Origin of the sequence: Rhodospirillum centenum SW, from assembly GCF_000016185.1 — a bacterium.
Lineage (GTDB): Bacteria > Pseudomonadota > Alphaproteobacteria > Azospirillales > Azospirillaceae > Rhodocista > Rhodocista centena.
Window position 1 is genome coordinate 2,205,369 of sequence record NC_011420.2, and the last position, 16,943, is coordinate 2,222,311.

The following is a 16,943-nucleotide window of genomic DNA, read 5'->3' on the forward strand; positions in this document are numbered from 1 at the left end:
GCATGACCAACATCCGGCAGGCGGCAACGGTGCCGTCGCCGGCCCCCCTGCCGGCCCCCTGCCGGCCCGGCTTGGCGCGGCCGCGCCTTCTCCGATAAGGTTACGGAACCATGTCACCCCGCTCCAGCCTTCCCGACACCCCGCCCGCCCTGCCCCCGCTGCTCGCCGCGGACGAGCCGCCGGCGGTGACCGTGCTGGCTCCCGACGCGCGCTCGCCCCTTCTGCTGGCCTGCGACCACGCCAGCAACCGCGTGCCGCGCGCCCTGGACGGGCTGGGCCTGCCCCCGGCGGAGCTTGCGCGCCATATCGGCTGGGACATCGGCGCCGCGGCGGTGACGCTGGAGCTGTCGCGGCGGCTGGACGCCACGGCGGTGCTGACGGGCTATTCCCGGCTGGTGGTGGACGTGAACCGCGCCCCGGGGGAGCCGAGCCTGATGCCTGCCGTCAGCGACGGCACGCCCGTCCCCGGCAACGCCGGCCTCGACCCGGCAGCCCTGGACGCGCCGGCGGTGGCACGGCGGATGGCCGCGCTCTACGCCCCCTATCACGAGACCATCGCCGGGCTGGTGGCCGGCCGCAGGGCGGCGGGGCGGGACCCGGTTCTGTTCTGCGTCCACAGCTTCACGCCGGTGATGGCCGGGGTGCAACGGCCCTGGCATGTCGGGGTGCTGTGGAACCGCGATCCCCGGCTGGCGCAGCCGCTGCTGGCGGCCCTGCGGGCGGAGGGGGATCTGGTGGTCGGGGACAACGAACCCTATTCCGGCCGCACCGGCTTCAACCGGACGCTGGATCTGCACGCCGAGGCCACCGGCGTGCCGGGCGTGATGATCGAGATCCGGCAGGACCTCATCGCCGGGGCGGACGGGGCCGCGGCCTGGGCGGCGCGGCTGGCGCGGCTGCTGCCGCCGATCCTGGCCCTGCCGGCGCTGTCCCTGCCGGCGCTGGCCGGCCCGCACCGGTCCTGACCGCCCCCCCTTTCCGGCAGGGCCTCCCCGGCCAACATCAGAAGCCGGACCCGACGGGAAAGGAGGAGCGATGATCCCGCCCCTGGACGAACGCACCCGCACGGAGATCGAGGCGGCAGCCTTCCGCCGGCTGGTGGCGCATCTGCGCGAGCGCAGCGACGTGCAGAACATCGACCTGATGACCCTGGCCGGCTTCTGCCGGAACTGTCTGTCCAAGTGGTATCGCGCGGCTGCGGAGGAGAGGTCTATCCAGATGACATATGACGACGCCCGCGAGATCGTGTATGGTATGCGCTATGAGGAGTGGAAAAGCCTCCACCAGAAGGAGGCATCCCCGGACCAGCAGGCGGCCTTCGCCCGGACACAGGGCGGCACCGGTCGCCAGGAACCGCATCCTCTTGAACCGGCAACCGAACCGTAACACCGCGTCTCCGGCGCGGTGTAGAGGAGGGGTTGAAGTAGACGGGCGCCATCGGCCGCAAAAGGATCACGGTCGGGGACGCTGAACCCAGTTGGGCGGCGGCAAAAGCCGCTGCCAGGAGGTTAGTGCCATGTCGGTCGCAGCCATGACCCAGGCCGGGGTCCAGGTAACCAAGCAGTTCGCGGCGCGGACGCAGAACCTGTTCAACGTCACGACAGAGGCGATCCAGGACCGGTCCAGCAAGCTGGCCAGTTTCGTCCAGACGCCGTCGCCGGCGGAGAAGATCGTGCAGGAGGGTCTGACCCTGCGCGGCGCCCGCCTGGACATCAAGGTCTGACCGGGCAGCGCAGGCCAGGCCCGCTATCCCGGCCTTGAGACTCCGGTCCGGGGGCCGGGTTTCCGGGCGGCGTCTTCGGGCATAGACGGTCCATGAGTGAGAACGACGGTGCGCCCCCGCTGGCTGCGCCGTCGTTTCCGTTCGTGTGGAGGTTCCCTTTCTGTGGCGTAAAGGCCCGCCCGGGCGGGGCCTCCCGGTCCCCTGCCGGTCCCTTGCACCGGGGGGGCTTGCCCGATATGGTCCCGGCCCCGCAGCATCCCCCTACCCGGAAGAGGCATCCCATGTCTGACGCGCAGACAGCCGACAACAAGACGAACGACGTCGGTGGCATCGCCGGCGACCGCCTCCGCAGCTTCATCGAGCGGATCGAGCGCCTGGAGGAAGAGAAGAAGGGCATCCAGGACGACATCAAGGACATCTACGCCGAGGCCAAGGGCACCGGCTTCGATACCAAGGTCATGCGCCAGATCATCCGTCTGCGGAAGATGGAGAAGGACGACCGGCAGGAGCTGGACGCGCTGCTGGAGCTGTACATGGCCGCGCTGGGCATGGAGTAGGCCGGCGGCCCACCGCCCCGCGGCCGGTCCCGGACGGCGCTGTCGACGGGCGCGGTTCGACCGCGTACCTCTGTCCCCCGGAGGAAACCCCGGAGGGATCAATGAGCCGGATCGAACCGCGCGAGATCGACTTTCTGCTGCATGACGTCATCGGCCTGGACGCCCTGCTGCGCCGGCCGCGCCACCAGCACCTGGACCGCGGCACCGTGGACGAGACGGTGCGCACCGCGGCCCGGCTGGCGGAGGAGTATTTCGCCCCCCATTACCGCGCCGCCGACAGCCATGAGCCGGAACGCGAGGGGGGCACCGGCAGGGTCGTGATGCTGCCGGAGGTGAAGCGGGCCGTGGACGCCTTCGCCGAGGCGGGCTTCCTGGCCGCCCACCATGACGAGGCCCGCGGCGGCCTCCAGCTTCCCTGGACGGTGGTGCAGGCCTGCTTCGCCATCTTCCAGGCGGCGAACATCGCCACCGCCGCCTATCCGTTCCTGACCATCGGCGCGGCCAACCTGATCGACGCCTTCGGCACGGAGGAGCAGAAGCGGCGCTTCATGGCGCCGATGCTGACCGGCCGCTTCTTCGGCACCATGGCGCTGTCCGAGCCGCAGGCCGGGTCCAGCCTCGCGGACATCCGCACCAGTGCTGCCCCCGAGCCCGACGGAAGTTATTCCATTACCGGAACGAAGCAGTGGATCAGCGCCGGCGAGCATGAGCTGTCGGAGAACATCGTCCATATGGTGCTGGCCCGGATCAAGGGCGCCCCGGCCGGGGTGAAGGGCATCAGCCTGTTCATCGTGCCGCGCTTCCGCGTGGCCGAGGACGGATCGTTGCAGGGCGACAACGATGTCCGTCTGGTCAGCCTGCTGCACAAGATGGGCTATCGCGGCACGACCAGCACGATCCTGTCCTTCGGCGAGGCGGGCCGCTGCCAGGGCTTCCTGGTGGGGCAGGAGAACCAGGGCCTCGCCTGCATGTTCCACATGATGAACGAAGCGCGGATCGGCGTCGGGCTGGGCGCGGCGGCGCTGGGCTATGCCGGGTTCCGCTATTCGCTGGACTATGCCCGGACCCGGCCGCAGGGCCGCCCGCCGGAGGCGCGCGACCCCGCCTCCCCCATGATCCCGATCGCCGGCCATGCCGACGTGAAGCGCATGCTGCTGCAGCAGAAGGCGGCGTCGGAAGGGGCGCTGGCGCTCTGCCTCTACTGCGCCCGGCTGGTGGACGAGCAGAAGACCGCCCCCGAGCCGGCGGCGCGGGAGCGGGCCGGGCTGCTGCTGGACATCCTGACGCCCGTCGCCAAGTCCTGGCCGTCGGAGCACTGCCTGGAGGCCAACAAGTGGGCGATCCAGATCCTGGGCGGCTATGGCTACACCCGCGACTATCCGGTGGAGCAGTACTACCGCGACAACCGTCTGAACCCGATCCACGAAGGCACCTACGGCATCCAGGCGAACGACCTGGCAGGCCGCAAGGTCTGGCAGCAGAACGGGGCCAGCCTGACCCTGCTGGCGGAGACGGTGCGGGAGACGATCGCCGAGGCCGCGCGGGACGCGGACCTGGCGCCCCATGCCGCGGCGCTGGCCCGCGCGCTGGAGACGGTCGCGGAGACCACCCGGGTGCTGGGGCGCGAGCGGGCCGAGGGCCGGGTGGCGGAAATGCTGGCGAACGCCGTCGCCTATCTGGAGATGATGGGCCACACGGTACTGGCCTGGATCTGGCTGCGCCAGGCCCTGGTCGCCCGCGCCGCGCTCGCGGACGGCCGCGGCGATGCCGACTATTACCGCGGCAAGCTGGCGGCCTGCCGCTACTTCTATGCCTGGGAACTGCCGAAGACGGAGACCCAGGCGGCCCTGCTGCGCAGCCTGGACCGCACCACGCTCGACACCGACCCGGCGTGGCTGTAGCCGCCCGGCTGGGCGGCGGCGTGCTGCAATGCTAGGGTGAGCGGTACGGACCACAGCCGACGGGGCACCGCTTGGCCGAGCAGCGCTTCCTGTTGCAGGACCTCTGGTACTTCGCCCTGCCCGGCCGCGCCCTGAAGCGGGGGCGGATGCTGGCGAAGACGCTGCTGGGCGAACCCGTCCTGTTCGGCCGTGGGGCCGACGGCGCGGCGTTCGCCCTGCGCGACATCTGCCCCCACCGCGGCATCCCGCTCTCCTGCGGTCGCTTCGACGGGCGCGAGGTGGAATGCTGCTACCACGGCTGGCGCTTCGGCGCGGACGGGGGCTGCACCGCCATCCCGTCGCTGGTGGAGGGGCAGGCGTTCGACCTCTCGCGCATCCGGGTGCGCTCCTACCCGGTGCGCGAGCTGAACGGCAATGTCTGGATCTGGATGGGAAGCGGCGAGCCCGACGGGGAACCGCCGGCCATGCCCGGCTTCGCGCCCGACCGCGCGGCCGACATGGTGGAGGTGATGGCCTTCCCCTGCTTCGTGGACCATGCCGTGATCGGGCTGATGGACCCCGCCCACGGCCCCTTCGTCCACCGGAGCTGGTTCTGGCGCAGCGCCCGCTCGATCCACGAGAAGGCGAAGGCGTTCGGCCCGGCGCCGCTGGGCTTCCGCATGAAGCGCCACCGCCCTTCCAGCAACAGCGCGGCCTACAGGCTCCTGGGCGGCGCGCCGGAGACGGAGATCCGCTTCCAGCTTCCCGGCATCCGGATCGAGCATATCGAGGTGGGCCGGCATACCGTGGTCAACCTCACCACCGTCACGCCGCTGGACGCGGAGACGACGGAGGTGACGAACCAGATGTACTGGACGATGGGCTGGGCCACGCTGGCGAAGCCGCTGCTGCGGCCCTTCGCGGCGAAGTTCCTGCGCCAGGACCGGGACGTGGTGGTGCAGCAGCAGCGCGGACTGCGGCACGACCCCGCCCTGATGCTGATCAAGGACGCCGACACCCAGGCCCGCTGGTACTACCAGCTCAAGGCGGAATGGCAGCGCTCGCGCGACGAAGGCCGGGCGTTCGCCAACCCCGTCCGGGACACCGTGCTTCGCTGGCGGAGCTGACACCCGCCCCCGCAAGGGGAGAGGCGGACAGGGGGGGAGGCCGAAACGGAACCGGCCGGGCAGCCCCTGGGGCTGCCCGGCCGGTTCCATGATCCGCGCGGGTCGTGACGCGCGCCGCGTCAGGCGGCGCGGCGCAGCGGCTCGGCCGCCAGGGCGCGCACATCGTCCTCGGTCGCGTCCGGGGACAGCAGCAGGGCCGCCCGCCGGGCCGAGAGTTCGCCGGTGCGGACGGCGTCGACGATGCCGGACAGCTCGCTCGGCGCCAGATGCGCGCTGAAATCGAAACGGCCGTCCACCGGGCCACGCAGGGTGCCCATCGCATGCTCCATCAATGCCAGAGGAAAACCCATGCTAGCACCGCCGGCGCGAACGGCCAATGCGGCCAGCGCCTGCCTGGGTCGCGGCCGGCGCGGCCCGTGCCAGTCCGCCTTCCGCCGCCCGGCAGGCACGCAGGCAGGGGGGCCGTGGTGCTTGGGGGACTGGGCGCATCGGGGGGCTTGGGCTATGCCTGCCGTCGCCCCATATCGCCCGCTACCGTCGTGCGCCGGAGAGAGGAAAAGCCATGGACAGTGCCGCAGCCCCCGCGTCCGCCCCCGATCTGGGCCGGCTTCCCACCTGGGACCTGACCGACCTCTATCCCGGCCCGGACAGCCCGGACCTGACCCGGGACCTGGAGCGGACGGAGCAGGAGGCACGCGCCTTCGCCGCCCGCTGCCAGGGCCGGCTTTCCAGCCTGACGGGGGCCGAGCTGGGCCGCGCGGTGGCGGAGTTCGAGGCGCTGGACGAGCGGCTGGCCCGGATCATGTCCTATGCCGGCCTGCTCTATGCCGGCGACCGCTCCAGCCCGGAGATCGGGCGCTTCTACCAGTCCATGCAGGAGCGGGTGACGGCGATCTCCGTCCACCTGCTGTTCTTCACGCTGGAGATCAACCGGCTGGAGGACGCCGACCTCGCGGCGAAGCTGACAGCACCCGAACTGGCGAAATACGGCCCCTGGCTGCGCGACACCCGCATCTTCCGGCCGCACCAGCTTTCCGATGAGGCCGAGCGGCTGCTGCATGAGAAGTACGTCGCCGGCCGCGCCGCCTGGGTCCGGCTGTTCGACGAGACGCTGGCCGGCCTGCGCTTTCCCGTCGGCGGGCGGGATCTCACGGCGGCGGAGGCGCTGAACCTGCTGTCCGACCGCGACCAGTCCGTCCGGCGCGAAGCGGCGCTGGCGATCGGCGGCGTGCTGAGGGCGAATCTGCGCCTGTTCACCCACATCACCAACACGCTCGCCAAGGACAAGGAGATCGAGGACCGCTGGCGCAGCTACGCCCAGCCCTGGTCGGCCCGCAATCTGGCGAACCGGGTCGAGGACGCGGTGGTGGAGGCGCTGGTCAGCGCCGTGAAGGCGGCCTATCCGACCCTGTCGCACCGCTACTACGCGCTCAAGGCCCGCTGGTTCGGCCAGGACCGGCTGGACTACTGGGACCGCAACGCGCCGCTGCCGGACGATGACGACCGCATCGTGCCGTGGGAGGAGGCGCGGGAGATCGTGCTGTCCTCCTATGCCCGCTTCTCGCCCGAACTGGCGGCGGTGGGACAGCGCTTCTTCGACAAGGCCTGGATCGACGCGCCGACCCGGCCGGGCAAGGACCCCGGCGCCTTCGCCCACCCCACCGTACCCGCGGCGCATCCCTACCTGCTGCTGAACTATCTGGGCCGCACGCGGGACGTGATGACGCTGGCGCACGAGCTGGGCCACGGGGTGCATCAGGTGCTGGCCGCGGGCCAGGGCCATCTCCAGGCCGACACGCCCCTGACGCTGGCGGAGACGGCCAGCGTGTTCGGGGAGATGCTGACCTTCCGCGGCCTGCTGGACCGCACCACCGACCCGCGCAAGCGCAAGGCGCTGCTGGCCGGCAAGGTGGAGGACATGCTGAACACCGTGGTCCGGCAGATCGCCTTCTACGAGTTCGAGCGGCGGGTCCATGCCGAGCGGCGCGAGGCGGAACTGTCGGCCGAGCGGCTGAACGCGATCTGGATGGAGGTGCAGACGGAGAGCCTGGGGCCGGCCTTCCGCTTCGACGAGAGCTACCGGACCTACTGGGCCTACATCCCGCACTTCGTCCATTCGCCCTTCTACGTCTACGCCTATGCCTTCGGCGACTGTCTGGTGAACAGCCTCTATGCCGCCTACGAGGAGGCGGCGCGGCAGAACGGCTCCGACGCCTTCGCCCGCCGCTACCTGGACCTGCTGGCGGCCGGCGGCAGCCGGCACCACAAGGAGCTGCTGGCACCCTTCGGGCTGGACGCCACCGATCCGGCCTTCTGGGGCAAGGGGCTGGACCTGCTGCGCCGCTTCATCGACGAGCTGGAGGCGCTGGACTGAGGGGCAGGCTGCCGCCCAGGGCCGGTCAGGCCACCCGGGCGGCGGCCTTCCGGCCTGCGAGGGCACGCTCCACCGCGGCGAGGAACTCCCGCGCGATGAAGGGCTTGGCCACGACCGGCACGCCGGCCAGCCCGGCATCGTCCACCCGCTCCGGCCCCGCCGTGACGAAGACCAGCGGCGTGGGCCGGTCCCCGGTCAGGGCCCGGGCCAGCGCGATGCCGTCCTCCCCGTCGCGCAGACAGCCGTCCACCACCAGCAGGTCGCAGCGCTCGCGCCGCCAGCAGAGGAACGCCTCCTCCCAGTTGGTCGCCGCCATGGAGCGCCAGCCGCGCCGCGCCAGCATCAGCCGCAGCTCCAGGGAGATCACGCCGTCATCCTCGATCACCAGCGCCACGGGCTTTGCGGCGGCGGCCGGTTCCGGTCCGCCGGGATGCTTGGAACGGGACACAGGCGTCATCGGGGACCTTCCTGGCTCGGAGGGAGGGAATGCTGCGGTGCGAAGGGGAGTGCCGCGGCCGGCGCTATCTAGTCAGGGAACCGGAGCCGCGCAATTCACATAGGTTAAGGGCAGCCGGAATTCCGGTACTGTCCCAGTTATTGCATGCTGCGACGCAGAAGCGCATCGGACGACCGGAGTACCTCCTTGGACCCGGACTGGCGCTACGCCCCGGTCTTCTTTCTCTTTCCACACTTGCGTATGAATTCAAGGTGGCGGAAGTCCACGTCCTGACTGAGCGACGACCCCAAGCGACGATCCCATGGGGGCCGCGATGGACAATGTGCTGGTTCGACGGATCGGCTCGGTGATCGCGCTCGACGGGGCCGAGCGCGACGTTCTCGTGCGCCTGACCGCGGCGGCCGAGGCCGTGCCACCCCGCACCGGCCTGAGCGACGCCGGAGAAGACGGGAGCGGCCCGGTGCTGGTCCTGCTGGAGGGCTGGGCGATCCGCTGCCGCGGCCTGCCCGACGGCCGGCGGCAGGTGACGGATCTGGTCCTGCCCGGGGATGTGGTCGGGTTGTACGGCGGTCTGTCGGTCCGCCCCGGTGAGGGTCTGGAGACGCTGGGACCGGCCCGGGTCGCGCGGCTGGACCCCTGGCTGCTGCCGACGCTGCTGCACGACCGGCCGCGGCTGGCCCTGGCCCTGCTGCATCTGGAGGGGGTGGAGACGGGCATCCTGGCGGAGCGGCTGTTCAGCCTGGGCCGGCGCACGGCGCTGGAGCGGGCGGGCCACCTGCTGCTGGAACTGGACCACCGGCTGGAGCGGGTCGGGCTGGCCGGCGGCGGGCGTTTCTCGCTGCCGGCGACGCAGGAGGTGCTGGCCGACCTGCTGGGCCTCAGCATCGTCCATGTCAACCGCACCCTGCGCCAGCTCCGCGAGGCGGGCCTGCTGGAGACGGCGGGACCCGACATCCTGCTGCCCGACCGGCCGGCGCTGGCCCGGCTGGCGCAGTTCGACGACGCCTACCTGCACCCCGAGGGCCTGTCCCGCACCGCGGAGGATCGGGCGCTGGACCGGCTGCTGGCGCGTTAGGCGGGGACCGTCCCGTCCAGGCCCGCCAGCGCCGCCGGGACCGGCCCGCCCGTGGCCCAGTCCAGCAGTTCCACCGTATGGACCGCGGGGATGGCGGTGCCGTGACTGATCTGGGTCAGGCAGCCGATGTTGCCGGCGGCGATCACCTCCGGCCGGATGCTCTCGATGTTGCGCACCTTGCGCGCGCGGAGCTGTCCGGCCAGGTCGGGCTGGAGGATGTTGTAGGTCCCGGCGGAGCCGCAGCAGAGATGCCCTTCCGGCACCTCCAGCACCTCGAACCCGGCCTCGCGCAGCAGCCGGCGCGGCACCTCCCGCACCTGCTGGCCGTGCTGCAGGGAGCAGGCGGAATGGTAGGCGACGCGCAGGCGACGCGGCAGGGTGGAAGGCGGCAGGCCCAGCTCGGCCACCAGCTCCGTCACGTCGCGCGCCAGGGCGGAGACACGGGCGGCGGGCTCCGCCAGTTCCGGGTCCTCCCGCAGCATGAAGCCGTAGTCCTTCACCGTCGTGCCGCAGCCCGACGCGGTGACGACGATGGCATCCAGGCCCCCGGCCGCCAGTTCCTTTGTCCAGGCGCGGACATTGGCGGGGGCGAAGTCCGGCTCGCGCGCCCCCATGTGGTGGGTCAGCCCGCCGCAGCAGCCCTGCCCCTCGGGGATCACCACCTCCGCCCCCAGCCGGGTCAGCAGGCGGATCGTCGCCTCGTTGATGGCCGGGTCCAGCACCGGCTGCACGCAGCCGCCCAGCAGCGCCACGCGCAGCCGCCGCTTCCCCTGCGCCGGAAAGACGCCCGGCCGCTCCTGCCGGGTCGGGGCATGGACCTTGGTCGGTGCCAGCTCCAGCATGGCCCGCAACCGGGCCGGCAGCAGCGGGCGGACGGCCCGGCCCAGCCCCGCCGCGCGCAGCGCCCAGCGGAAGCGGCCGGGATAGGGCAGGATGGCCGCCAGCAGGCGCCGTTGCAGCCGGTCGGCCAGCGGCCGCCGCCAGGTCTTCTCGATATGGTGGCGGGCGTGGTCCACCAGATGCATGTAGTGGACGCCCGAGGGGCAGGTGCTCATGCAGGACAGGCAGGAGAGGCAGCGGTCCACATGCCGGACCACCGTCTCCGTCGCCGGCTTGCCGCCCTCCAGCATGTCCTTGATCAGGTAGATGCGGCCACGCGGGCTGTCCAGCTCGTCCCCCAGCAGCACGTAGGTCGGACAGGTGGCCGTGCAGAAGCCGCAGTGCACGCACTTGCGCAGCACCGCCTCGGACTCCGCGGTCTCGGCATCGGCAAGCTGGGCCAGGGAGAAGTTCGTCTGCATGCGCTCACGCCGCCGCGTCGAGGATCGGGACGTCGTACATGGCGATCAGGCGGTCGCTCGTCATCGTGGAAATCACGGCGCCCCCCTCTCCCGTGCCTCACGGCGGCGGGTGTGGGCGTAGAGCAGCGGCGCCAGCACCCGGTCGTAGACCAGCCCGGCAACGGGACGGACCGGGCGGCTGCCGACCAGGGCCGCCAGCCAGCGGTAACGCGGCAGCGACCCCCAGATCAGCAGGAAGGCGTCCACGCCCGTCGCCACCCGCCCGTACGGCCCGATGACGTGCAGCCGGCGCTTCACCGTCTCGGCGTCCAGCCCGTGGCGGGCCAGCAGGTCCGGCGCACGGTACAGGTCGATCCAGGCGTTGCCGCCGCCGGCGCGGGCATCCAGCCGGGCATAGTGCTCAACCTCCGGCCGGCAGACAGGGCAGCGGCCGTTGTAGAGGGTGGTGAGGCCGCAGGTCCCCGCCTCCAGGACCTCCCGCTCCAGGGTCCCTGTTCCCGTCGCTCCGCTCATGCCGCGGCTCCCGCTTCCATCCGACCGGGGTTCAGCACCCCCTGGGGATCAAATTGGTGCCGCACCCGCGCCGACAAGGCGGCCAGTGCCGGCGGCTGCGGCTGGAAGACGGGAACGGCGGCGCGCACCGGCTCGGGCGCGCGCACCAGGGTGGCGTGGCCGCCGGCACCGCCGATGGCGGCCCGCACGACAGCGGCCTGGGAGTCTGCCCCGGCTTGGGCGGGCGGCGGCAGTCCCAGCCAGACCAGCCCGCCGGCCCAGTCCAGCCAGCCCAGCGTGCCCGGCACGGCCCGGCGCACCCGGTCCAGCACGGCAGCCCCCTCCATCGGCGGCACGGACAGCTTCCAGACGATAAGGTCGGGCCGCTCCGCCAGCGGGGCGGCGTCGCGCAGTCGCGCCCAGAAGACGGCCGACTCCGCGGGCTCCAGCACGGCGGTGGCGGCGCGGCCACCCAGCAGCGTGGTCAGGTGGGACAGCCGCGCCGCGACGGACACCGCCACCCCCTCCAGCCGCAGCGCGACGGACGGGGTGCGCGGCGGGATGCCGGGCAGCCCCAGGTCGGACGGCACCCAGGCGGCCCCCGACACCTCGGCCGGGCTGCCCATCGCGTCCGCCATCGCCTGCACGGCGTGCCGCCCCTCCAGCCCGGCCAGCACCAGGGTCCGCGACAGCTCCGCCGCCGGCAGCACCTTCAGCACCAGTTCCGTCATCACCGCCAGGGTCCCGAACGAGCCGGTCAGCAGCTTCGGCAGGTCGTAGCCGGTGACATTCTTCACCACCCGGCCGCCGGCCCGGAACAGCTCCCCCCGGCCGGAGACGGCGGTGACGCCCAGCATGTGGTCGCGCGCCGCCCCCGCCCGGAGACGGGCCGGCCCGGACAGGCCGGCCGCCACCGTGCCGCCCACCGTGCCGGTGTCGGGCGCCCCGCCCCAGAGCGGCGCCAGGTCGGGCGGCTCGAAGGCCAGACACTGGCCGCGGTCGGCCAGCACCGTGCGCAGCTCGGCCATCGGCGTGCCCGGCCGGACGACGAGGATCAGTTCCTCCGGTTCGTAGGCGACGATGCCGGACAGGGCGGAGAGGTCGAGCGTGTGCGCGGCCTGCACCGGCCGGCCCAGGCCGCGCTTGCTGCCGTGACCCGCCACCTCCAGCGGCTGCCCCTCCGCCACCGCCCAGCGGACGGCATCCAGGACCTGCGCTTCGGTATCGGGCCGGAAGGTGCTCATGGGGCGGTGTTCCGCATACGGGGAGGGGGAACGGCGGGGCGGCGGGTCAGAACCGCGGCAGGTCCGGGAAGGGAAGCTGCCCGCGCGGAACGTGCAGCCGGCCCAGTTCGGCGCAGCGGTGCAGCAGCGGGAACACCTTGCCGGGGTTCAGCAGCCCGTCCGGGTCGAAGGCGCATTTCAGGCGCTGCTGCTGCTCCAGGTCAGCCTCGGCGAACTGCACGGTCATCAGGTCTCGCTTCTCGACGCCCACGCCGTGCTCCCCGGTCAGCACGCCGCCGACCTCCACGCACAGTTTCAGGATGGCGGCGCCGAACGCCTCCGCCCGCTCCAGCTCGCCCGGCCGGTTGGCGTCGAACAGGATCAGCGGGTGCAGGTTGCCGTCGCCGGCATGGAAGACGTTGGCGACCCGCAGGCCGAACTCGGCCTGCATCTCCGTCATCCGGCGCAGCACCTGCGGCAGGGCCCGGCGGGGGATGGTGCCATCCATGCACATGTAGTCGGCGGCGATGCGGCCCACGGCGGGGAAGGCGTTCTTGCGCCCGGACCAGAAGGCCGCCCGCTCCTCCTCCGAGCGGGAGACGCGGGAATAGAAGGCGCCGTTCTCCCGCGCGATGGCCTCCACCCGCTCGATCAGGTGATCGACCTCGGCCGCCGGCCCGTCCAGCTCCACGATCAGCAGCGATTCGGCATCGCGCGGGTAGCCCGCGCCGACGAAGTCCTCCGCCGCGTTCAGGGCGGGGCGGTCCATCATCTCCATGCCGCCGGGAATGATGCCGGCGGCGATCACGGCGGCCACGGCCGCCCCGCCCGCCTCCACCGACGGAAAGCCCAGCAGCACGGCCCGCGCCGTCTCCGGCTTCTGGAGGATGCGGACGGTCACCTCCGTGACCACGCCCAGCAGCCCCTCCGACCCGTTCAGCACGCCCAGCAGGTCGTAGCCCTCGGGGTCCAGGTGCTTGCCGCCGAGGCGGACCACCTCCCCCTCCATGGTGACGAACTCCACGCCCAGGACGTTGTTCGTCGTCACCCCGTACTTCAGGCAGTGGACGCCGCCGGAATTCTCCGCGACGTTGCCGCCGATGGTGCAGGCGATCTGCGAGCTGGGATCGGGGGCGTAGTAGAAGCCGCGGTGCTGCACCGCGTGCGTGATGCCCAGGTTGGTGACCCCGGGCTGCACCGTGACGGTGCGGTTGTCGTAGTCGATGTCGAGGATGCGGTTGAGCTTGGACAGCCCCAGCAGCACCCCGTCGGCCAGCGGCAGGGCGCCGCCGGAGAGGCCCGTGCCGGCCCCGCGCGGCACCACCTTGACCCCCATCCCGCGGCAGATGCGCAGGGTTTCCGCCACCTCCGCCGTGGAGGACGGCAGCACCACGACCAGCGGAAGCTGGCGGTAGGCGGTCAGCCCGTCCGTCTCATAGGGACGGCGGGCATCCTCCTCGGCGATGACACCGCCGGGCACGGCTTTTCGCAGCCGCGCCAGCAGGGCGTCGCGGTTGCGAAAGACCCTGTCGTCCGGATCGGGCATGCGCATGGGGCCGCGTCCTTCTTCCTACGGTGGGCAGGAAGGATGGAGCGGGCCCGGCAGGGTTTCAAGGAAATGCGGCGCCGCAGCCTGACACCGGAGGTTCCGACGCCGGAGGACCCGGCAACAAAAACATCGCCCCCGGAAGGCTTCCCGGGGGCGTTGTTCCGTCGGGCGCGGACGCCCGTCGAACCGGCGATGGTCAGCCCTGGCGGGCCTTGAAACGCGGGTTCAGCTTGTTGATGACATAGACGCGACCCCGGCGCCGGATCACGCGGCACGCCTTGTGGCGGGTCTTCATCGACTTGAGGGAGTTGACGACTTTCATCGGAGTTACTCGGCGCTGGAGGCGTTCAAACGAAGGCCGGGACCATAGTCGGCAGCCGCACCGGAGTCAACGTCGTAGGTACGGGGTCATAGACAGGGAGCAGAACGCCCTGCCCGGCCCCCCTGCGGCGCCGGGATACTGCCGGAATGCTGTGCCAGGTTAGGGCGCCCGCGAGACGAACGGGCGCTTTTCGCGTTTCCCCTCTCGACGTGTCGGACCCGAGACGGAGGAACCCGCCCATGATGCCGCCCGCTCACGTACCCGTCCATGGGGGACCCTGCCAGGGGATTCCGCCCGGGGGAAGAGGTGCCCGCCGCCGGGGCATGGCCGCGCTGGCCCTGGCGGCCCTGCTCGCGGCCGGTCCCGCCCTGGCGCAGCGGGCGGAACCGCCGGCCGACGGGCAACAGCCGGCCGGCCGGGACAACCCGATGCGGACGGCCCCGGCCAGCTTCTCCGCCCTGGCGAAGGACAAGCTGCCGGCCGTGGTCACCATCACCGCCGCCGGGGAGATCCCGGCCCAGGCGCCGGGGGAGATGCCGGGCGGCCCCGGTGCTCCGCCCTTCGGGCTGCCGCCGGGCAGCCCGCTGGAGGACTTCTTCGGTGAGTTCTTCGGCCGCCGCGGTCCCGATGGCGGCGGCCCGAGGCCGACCCGGGCGCTGGGCTCCGGCTTCGTCATCGACCCGGCCGGGTTCATCGTCACCAACAACCATGTCGTTGAGAACGCCGACGAGATCGAGGTCGCCTTCCCGTCCGGCGACACCTATCAGGCGAAGCTGATCGGCACCGATCCGGCGACGGACATCGCGCTGCTGAAGGTGGAGACGCCGGAGCCGCTGCCCGCCCTGGCCTGGGGCGATTCGGAGACGGCCGAGGTGGGCGACTGGGTGATCGCCATCGGCAACCCCTTCGGCCTGGGCGGCACCGTGACGGCGGGCATCATCTCCGCCCGGGCGCGGGACATCGGCGCGGGCAACTATGACGACTTCCTCCAGACCGATACCGCCATCAACACCGGCAACTCCGGCGGGCCGCTGATCGACATGAAGGGCGAGGTGATCGGCGTGAACACGGCGATCTTCTCCCGCTCCGGCGGCAACATCGGCATCGGCTTCTCCGTGCCCTCGGCGATCGCGCGGTCGGTGGCCGAGGAACTGCGCGACCGCGGCTTCGTCGAGCGTGGCTTCCTGGGCGTGACGATCCAGCAGGTGTCGCCGGAGATCGCCGCCGCCCTGGGGCTGAAGGAGGCGCGCGGTGCCCTCGTCTCCTCCGTCACGGCGGACAGTCCCGCCGCACAGGCCGGGATCGAGACCGGCGACCTGATCACCACGCTGAACGGCAGGCCGGTGGAACGCCCGCGCGACCTGTCGCGCGCCGTGGCCGACACCGATCCGGGCCGGACGGTGGAGCTGGGGCTGCTGCGCCAGGGCCGGGAGCGGACGGTCACCCCCAAGGTCGGCACGCTCCCGCGCGAACGGCAGGTGGCGGAGGCCGAGACGGGCGGGGAGTCCGGGCAGGCCACGCTGGGGCTGACGCTGGCACCGCTGACCCCGCCCCTGCGCGAGCGTTTCGGGCTGGAGGAGGACACACAGGGCACCGTCGTCGTCGGCGTCGCTCCGAATTCGCCTGCCGCGCAGCGCGGCTTCCAGCCGGGCGACCTGATCACGCGGGCCAACCAGTCGGAGGTGACGTCGCCGGAGGATCTGCAGCAGGCCATTGCCGAAGCGCGCAAGCAGGGGCGCGACGCCATCGTCGTGCTGCGCCGGTCTCAGGACGGCGCGCTGTTCGTGCCGCTGCCGGTATCGCCGCGCCAGACGGGCTGATCTCCTGCCATGAGGCCCTGCCGCCGGCCGGGGCGGGTCAGCTCAGGTCGGCGGGCTTCATGGCATAGAAACGGTAGCAGCGCAGCCCGCCGGCCAGTGCGGCCAGACGTCGGGCCCACATCTCCACCTCGTCCACCACCGCCAGCTTGGTGTCGTGGTCCATGGAGACGGTCTCCAGATGGCGGACCAGATCCTGGATGGCGGTCAGCACCAGCCCGCGGTGCATGTCGGAGATGTCCTCGGTGATGCGGATGTCCAGGTTCCGCTGCTGCATGGCGCCGACATACTGGTCCACGGTCCAGGGATGCGGCTCCACCGGCTCGTGCTTCATCCAGGCCTCGTAGTCGCGGCCGCGCGGCGTCACCCGGTCCTGCACATAGTCGGTGAACAGGAACTGGCCGCGCGGCTTCAGCGCCAGCTCCATCGTGTCGATCAGGGCATCCTTGTTCTGGATGGTGAAGAACGTTTCCTTGGAGAAGATGGCGTCCACCCGCTTGGTCCAGACGAAGTTCTCCGGGTCGAAGAACTCGACCGGCGCCTGCTTGGCCAGCCCGGCCTTCTGCGAAAGCTGCTTCGCCTTCTCCGCCAGCACGGGATCGTGCTCCAGCCCGGTGACCCAGGCGCCGCACTGCTGCGCCATGGTCCGGGTGGAGCCGCCCAGCCCCGCACCGATGTCCAGCACGCTCATCGCCGGATTCAGCCCCAGCGGCTTGATCAGGGTGGAGATGTGCTCCAGCCCGCCGGGGGTGGAGAAGCCCTCCCCCCAGATCTTCTCCGCGACCTGCACCCGGGTGGCGGTCCAGAGCGGCTTGCCGTAGCGGTTGCGCGACCGGCCCGCTCCCCCGGCGGCAGCGGCGGAGCCGCCCCCTGCGCCGCCCGCTCCCCCGTCGGCCCCGCCGTCCCTGCCGCCGCGGCGGAGTCCGGAAAGATCGTAGCCTTCCCACCAGGCGATGAAGCGCTGCCGGAAGGTGAGCGTGGCGCCGTCCCCCTCGTTCTGCGTCCCGGCCATCGTCCCAGCCCCGGCCCCCTGATCGTCACCACCG

At 71.9% G+C, this 16,943-nt stretch carries 17 protein-coding genes; 9 read left to right on the plus strand and 8 right to left on the minus strand.

Annotated elements, in window-relative coordinates; genetic code table 11:
• The first annotated feature begins 110 nt into the window (after window positions 1-110).
• The 6 genes from RC1_RS10270 (at window position 111) to RC1_RS10295 (ending at window position 5,287) form a co-directional block, all read left to right on the plus strand.
• Complete coding sequence (locus tag RC1_RS10270) at window positions 111-965, plus strand: N-formylglutamate amidohydrolase (RefSeq protein ID WP_012567310.1); 855 nt, start codon at window positions 111-113, stop codon at window positions 963-965.
• 70 nt (window positions 966-1,035) lie between these two features.
• A complete protein-coding gene (locus tag RC1_RS10275) occupies window positions 1,036-1,386 on the plus strand; it encodes a DUF1244 domain-containing protein (RefSeq protein ID WP_012567311.1) in 351 nt (116 codons plus the stop codon).
• A gap of 130 nt (window positions 1,387-1,516) precedes the next feature.
• On the plus strand, window positions 1,517-1,723 hold the full coding sequence (locus RC1_RS10280; protein WP_012567312.1) for a hypothetical protein: 207 nt from the start codon (window positions 1,517-1,519) through the stop codon (window positions 1,721-1,723).
• 281 nt (window positions 1,724-2,004) lie between these two features.
• Complete coding sequence (locus RC1_RS10285) at window positions 2,005-2,280, plus strand: DUF2312 domain-containing protein (protein ID WP_012567313.1); 276 nt, start codon at window positions 2,005-2,007, stop codon at window positions 2,278-2,280.
• Between the two features lie 101 nt (window positions 2,281-2,381).
• Window positions 2,382-4,181, plus strand: a complete 1,800-nt coding sequence (locus RC1_RS10290) for an acyl-CoA dehydrogenase (RefSeq protein WP_012567314.1) — start codon at window positions 2,382-2,384, stop codon at window positions 4,179-4,181.
• Window positions 4,182-4,252: 71 nt separating this feature from the next.
• Window positions 4,253-5,287, plus strand: a complete 1,035-nt coding sequence (locus RC1_RS10295) for an aromatic ring-hydroxylating oxygenase subunit alpha (protein WP_012567315.1) — start codon at window positions 4,253-4,255, stop codon at window positions 5,285-5,287.
• Between the two features lie 119 nt (window positions 5,288-5,406).
• Here the strand turns inward: RC1_RS10295 and RC1_RS10300 are convergent, their stop codons facing one another.
• Window positions 5,407-5,637 (minus strand): hypothetical protein, encoded by a 231-nt coding sequence (locus tag RC1_RS10300; protein ID WP_148213429.1) that lies wholly within the window; start codon window positions 5,635-5,637, stop codon window positions 5,407-5,409.
• A gap of 212 nt (window positions 5,638-5,849) precedes the next feature.
• Between RC1_RS10300 and RC1_RS10305 the strand changes: the two genes are divergently transcribed.
• Window positions 5,850-7,661 carry a M3 family oligoendopeptidase gene (locus tag RC1_RS10305; RefSeq protein WP_012567317.1) on the plus strand — a complete coding sequence of 604 codons (1,812 nt, stop codon included), beginning with the start codon at window positions 5,850-5,852 and terminating at the stop codon, window positions 7,659-7,661.
• Window positions 7,662-7,686: 25 nt separating this feature from the next.
• Here RC1_RS10305 and RC1_RS10310 read toward each other — a convergent pair whose 3' ends face one another.
• Window positions 7,687-8,118 (minus strand): response regulator, encoded by a 432-nt coding sequence (locus tag RC1_RS10310; protein ID WP_012567318.1) that lies wholly within the window; start codon window positions 8,116-8,118, stop codon window positions 7,687-7,689.
• 301 nt (window positions 8,119-8,419) lie between these two features.
• On the opposite strand from RC1_RS10310, the gene RC1_RS20110 reads away from it, so the two are divergent.
• Complete coding sequence (locus tag RC1_RS20110) at window positions 8,420-9,193, plus strand: Crp/Fnr family transcriptional regulator (protein ID WP_012567320.1); 774 nt, start codon at window positions 8,420-8,422, stop codon at window positions 9,191-9,193.
• Here RC1_RS20110 and glcF read toward each other — a convergent pair.
• From glcF to ykgO, 5 genes are all read right to left on the minus strand, one after another.
• Window positions 9,190-10,494 (minus strand): glycolate oxidase subunit GlcF, encoded by a 1,305-nt coding sequence (gene glcF / locus RC1_RS10320; protein WP_012567321.1) that lies wholly within the window; start codon window positions 10,492-10,494, stop codon window positions 9,190-9,192. The two genes, RC1_RS20110 and glcF, sit on opposite strands and share 4 nt — an antisense overlap.
• 72 nt (window positions 10,495-10,566) lie before the next feature.
• Window positions 10,567-11,007 carry a thiol-disulfide oxidoreductase DCC family protein gene (locus RC1_RS10325; RefSeq protein WP_012567322.1) on the minus strand — a complete coding sequence of 147 codons (441 nt, stop codon included), beginning with the start codon at window positions 11,005-11,007 and terminating at the stop codon, window positions 10,567-10,569.
• Entirely contained in the window at window positions 11,004-12,230 is a 1,227-nt protein-coding gene (glcE, locus tag RC1_RS10330) for a glycolate oxidase subunit GlcE (protein WP_012567323.1), read from the minus strand. Before glcE ends, RC1_RS10325 begins: the two co-directional genes overlap by 4 nt.
• Before the next feature lie 46 nt (window positions 12,231-12,276).
• Window positions 12,277-13,761, minus strand: coding sequence for an FAD-linked oxidase C-terminal domain-containing protein (locus RC1_RS10335; protein WP_012567324.1), 1,485 nt, complete (start codon window positions 13,759-13,761; stop codon window positions 12,277-12,279).
• Window positions 13,762-13,954: 193 nt separating this feature from the next.
• Window positions 13,955-14,080, minus strand: a complete 126-nt coding sequence (gene ykgO, locus RC1_RS10340) for a type B 50S ribosomal protein L36 (protein ID WP_012567326.1) — start codon at window positions 14,078-14,080, stop codon at window positions 13,955-13,957.
• Window positions 14,081-14,403: 323 nt separating this feature from the next.
• Here ykgO and RC1_RS10345 point away from each other — a divergent pair, with 323 nt between their 5' ends.
• A complete protein-coding gene (locus RC1_RS10345) occupies window positions 14,404-15,900 on the plus strand; it encodes a DegQ family serine endoprotease (protein WP_012567328.1) in 1,497 nt (498 codons plus the stop codon).
• Window positions 15,901-15,937: 37 nt separating this feature from the next.
• Here the strand turns inward: RC1_RS10345 and RC1_RS10350 are convergent, their stop codons facing one another.
• Window positions 15,938-16,909 carry an SAM-dependent methyltransferase gene (locus tag RC1_RS10350; RefSeq protein ID WP_012567329.1) on the minus strand — a complete coding sequence of 324 codons (972 nt, stop codon included), beginning with the start codon at window positions 16,907-16,909 and terminating at the stop codon, window positions 15,938-15,940.
• Window positions 16,910-16,943 lie beyond the last annotated feature (34 nt).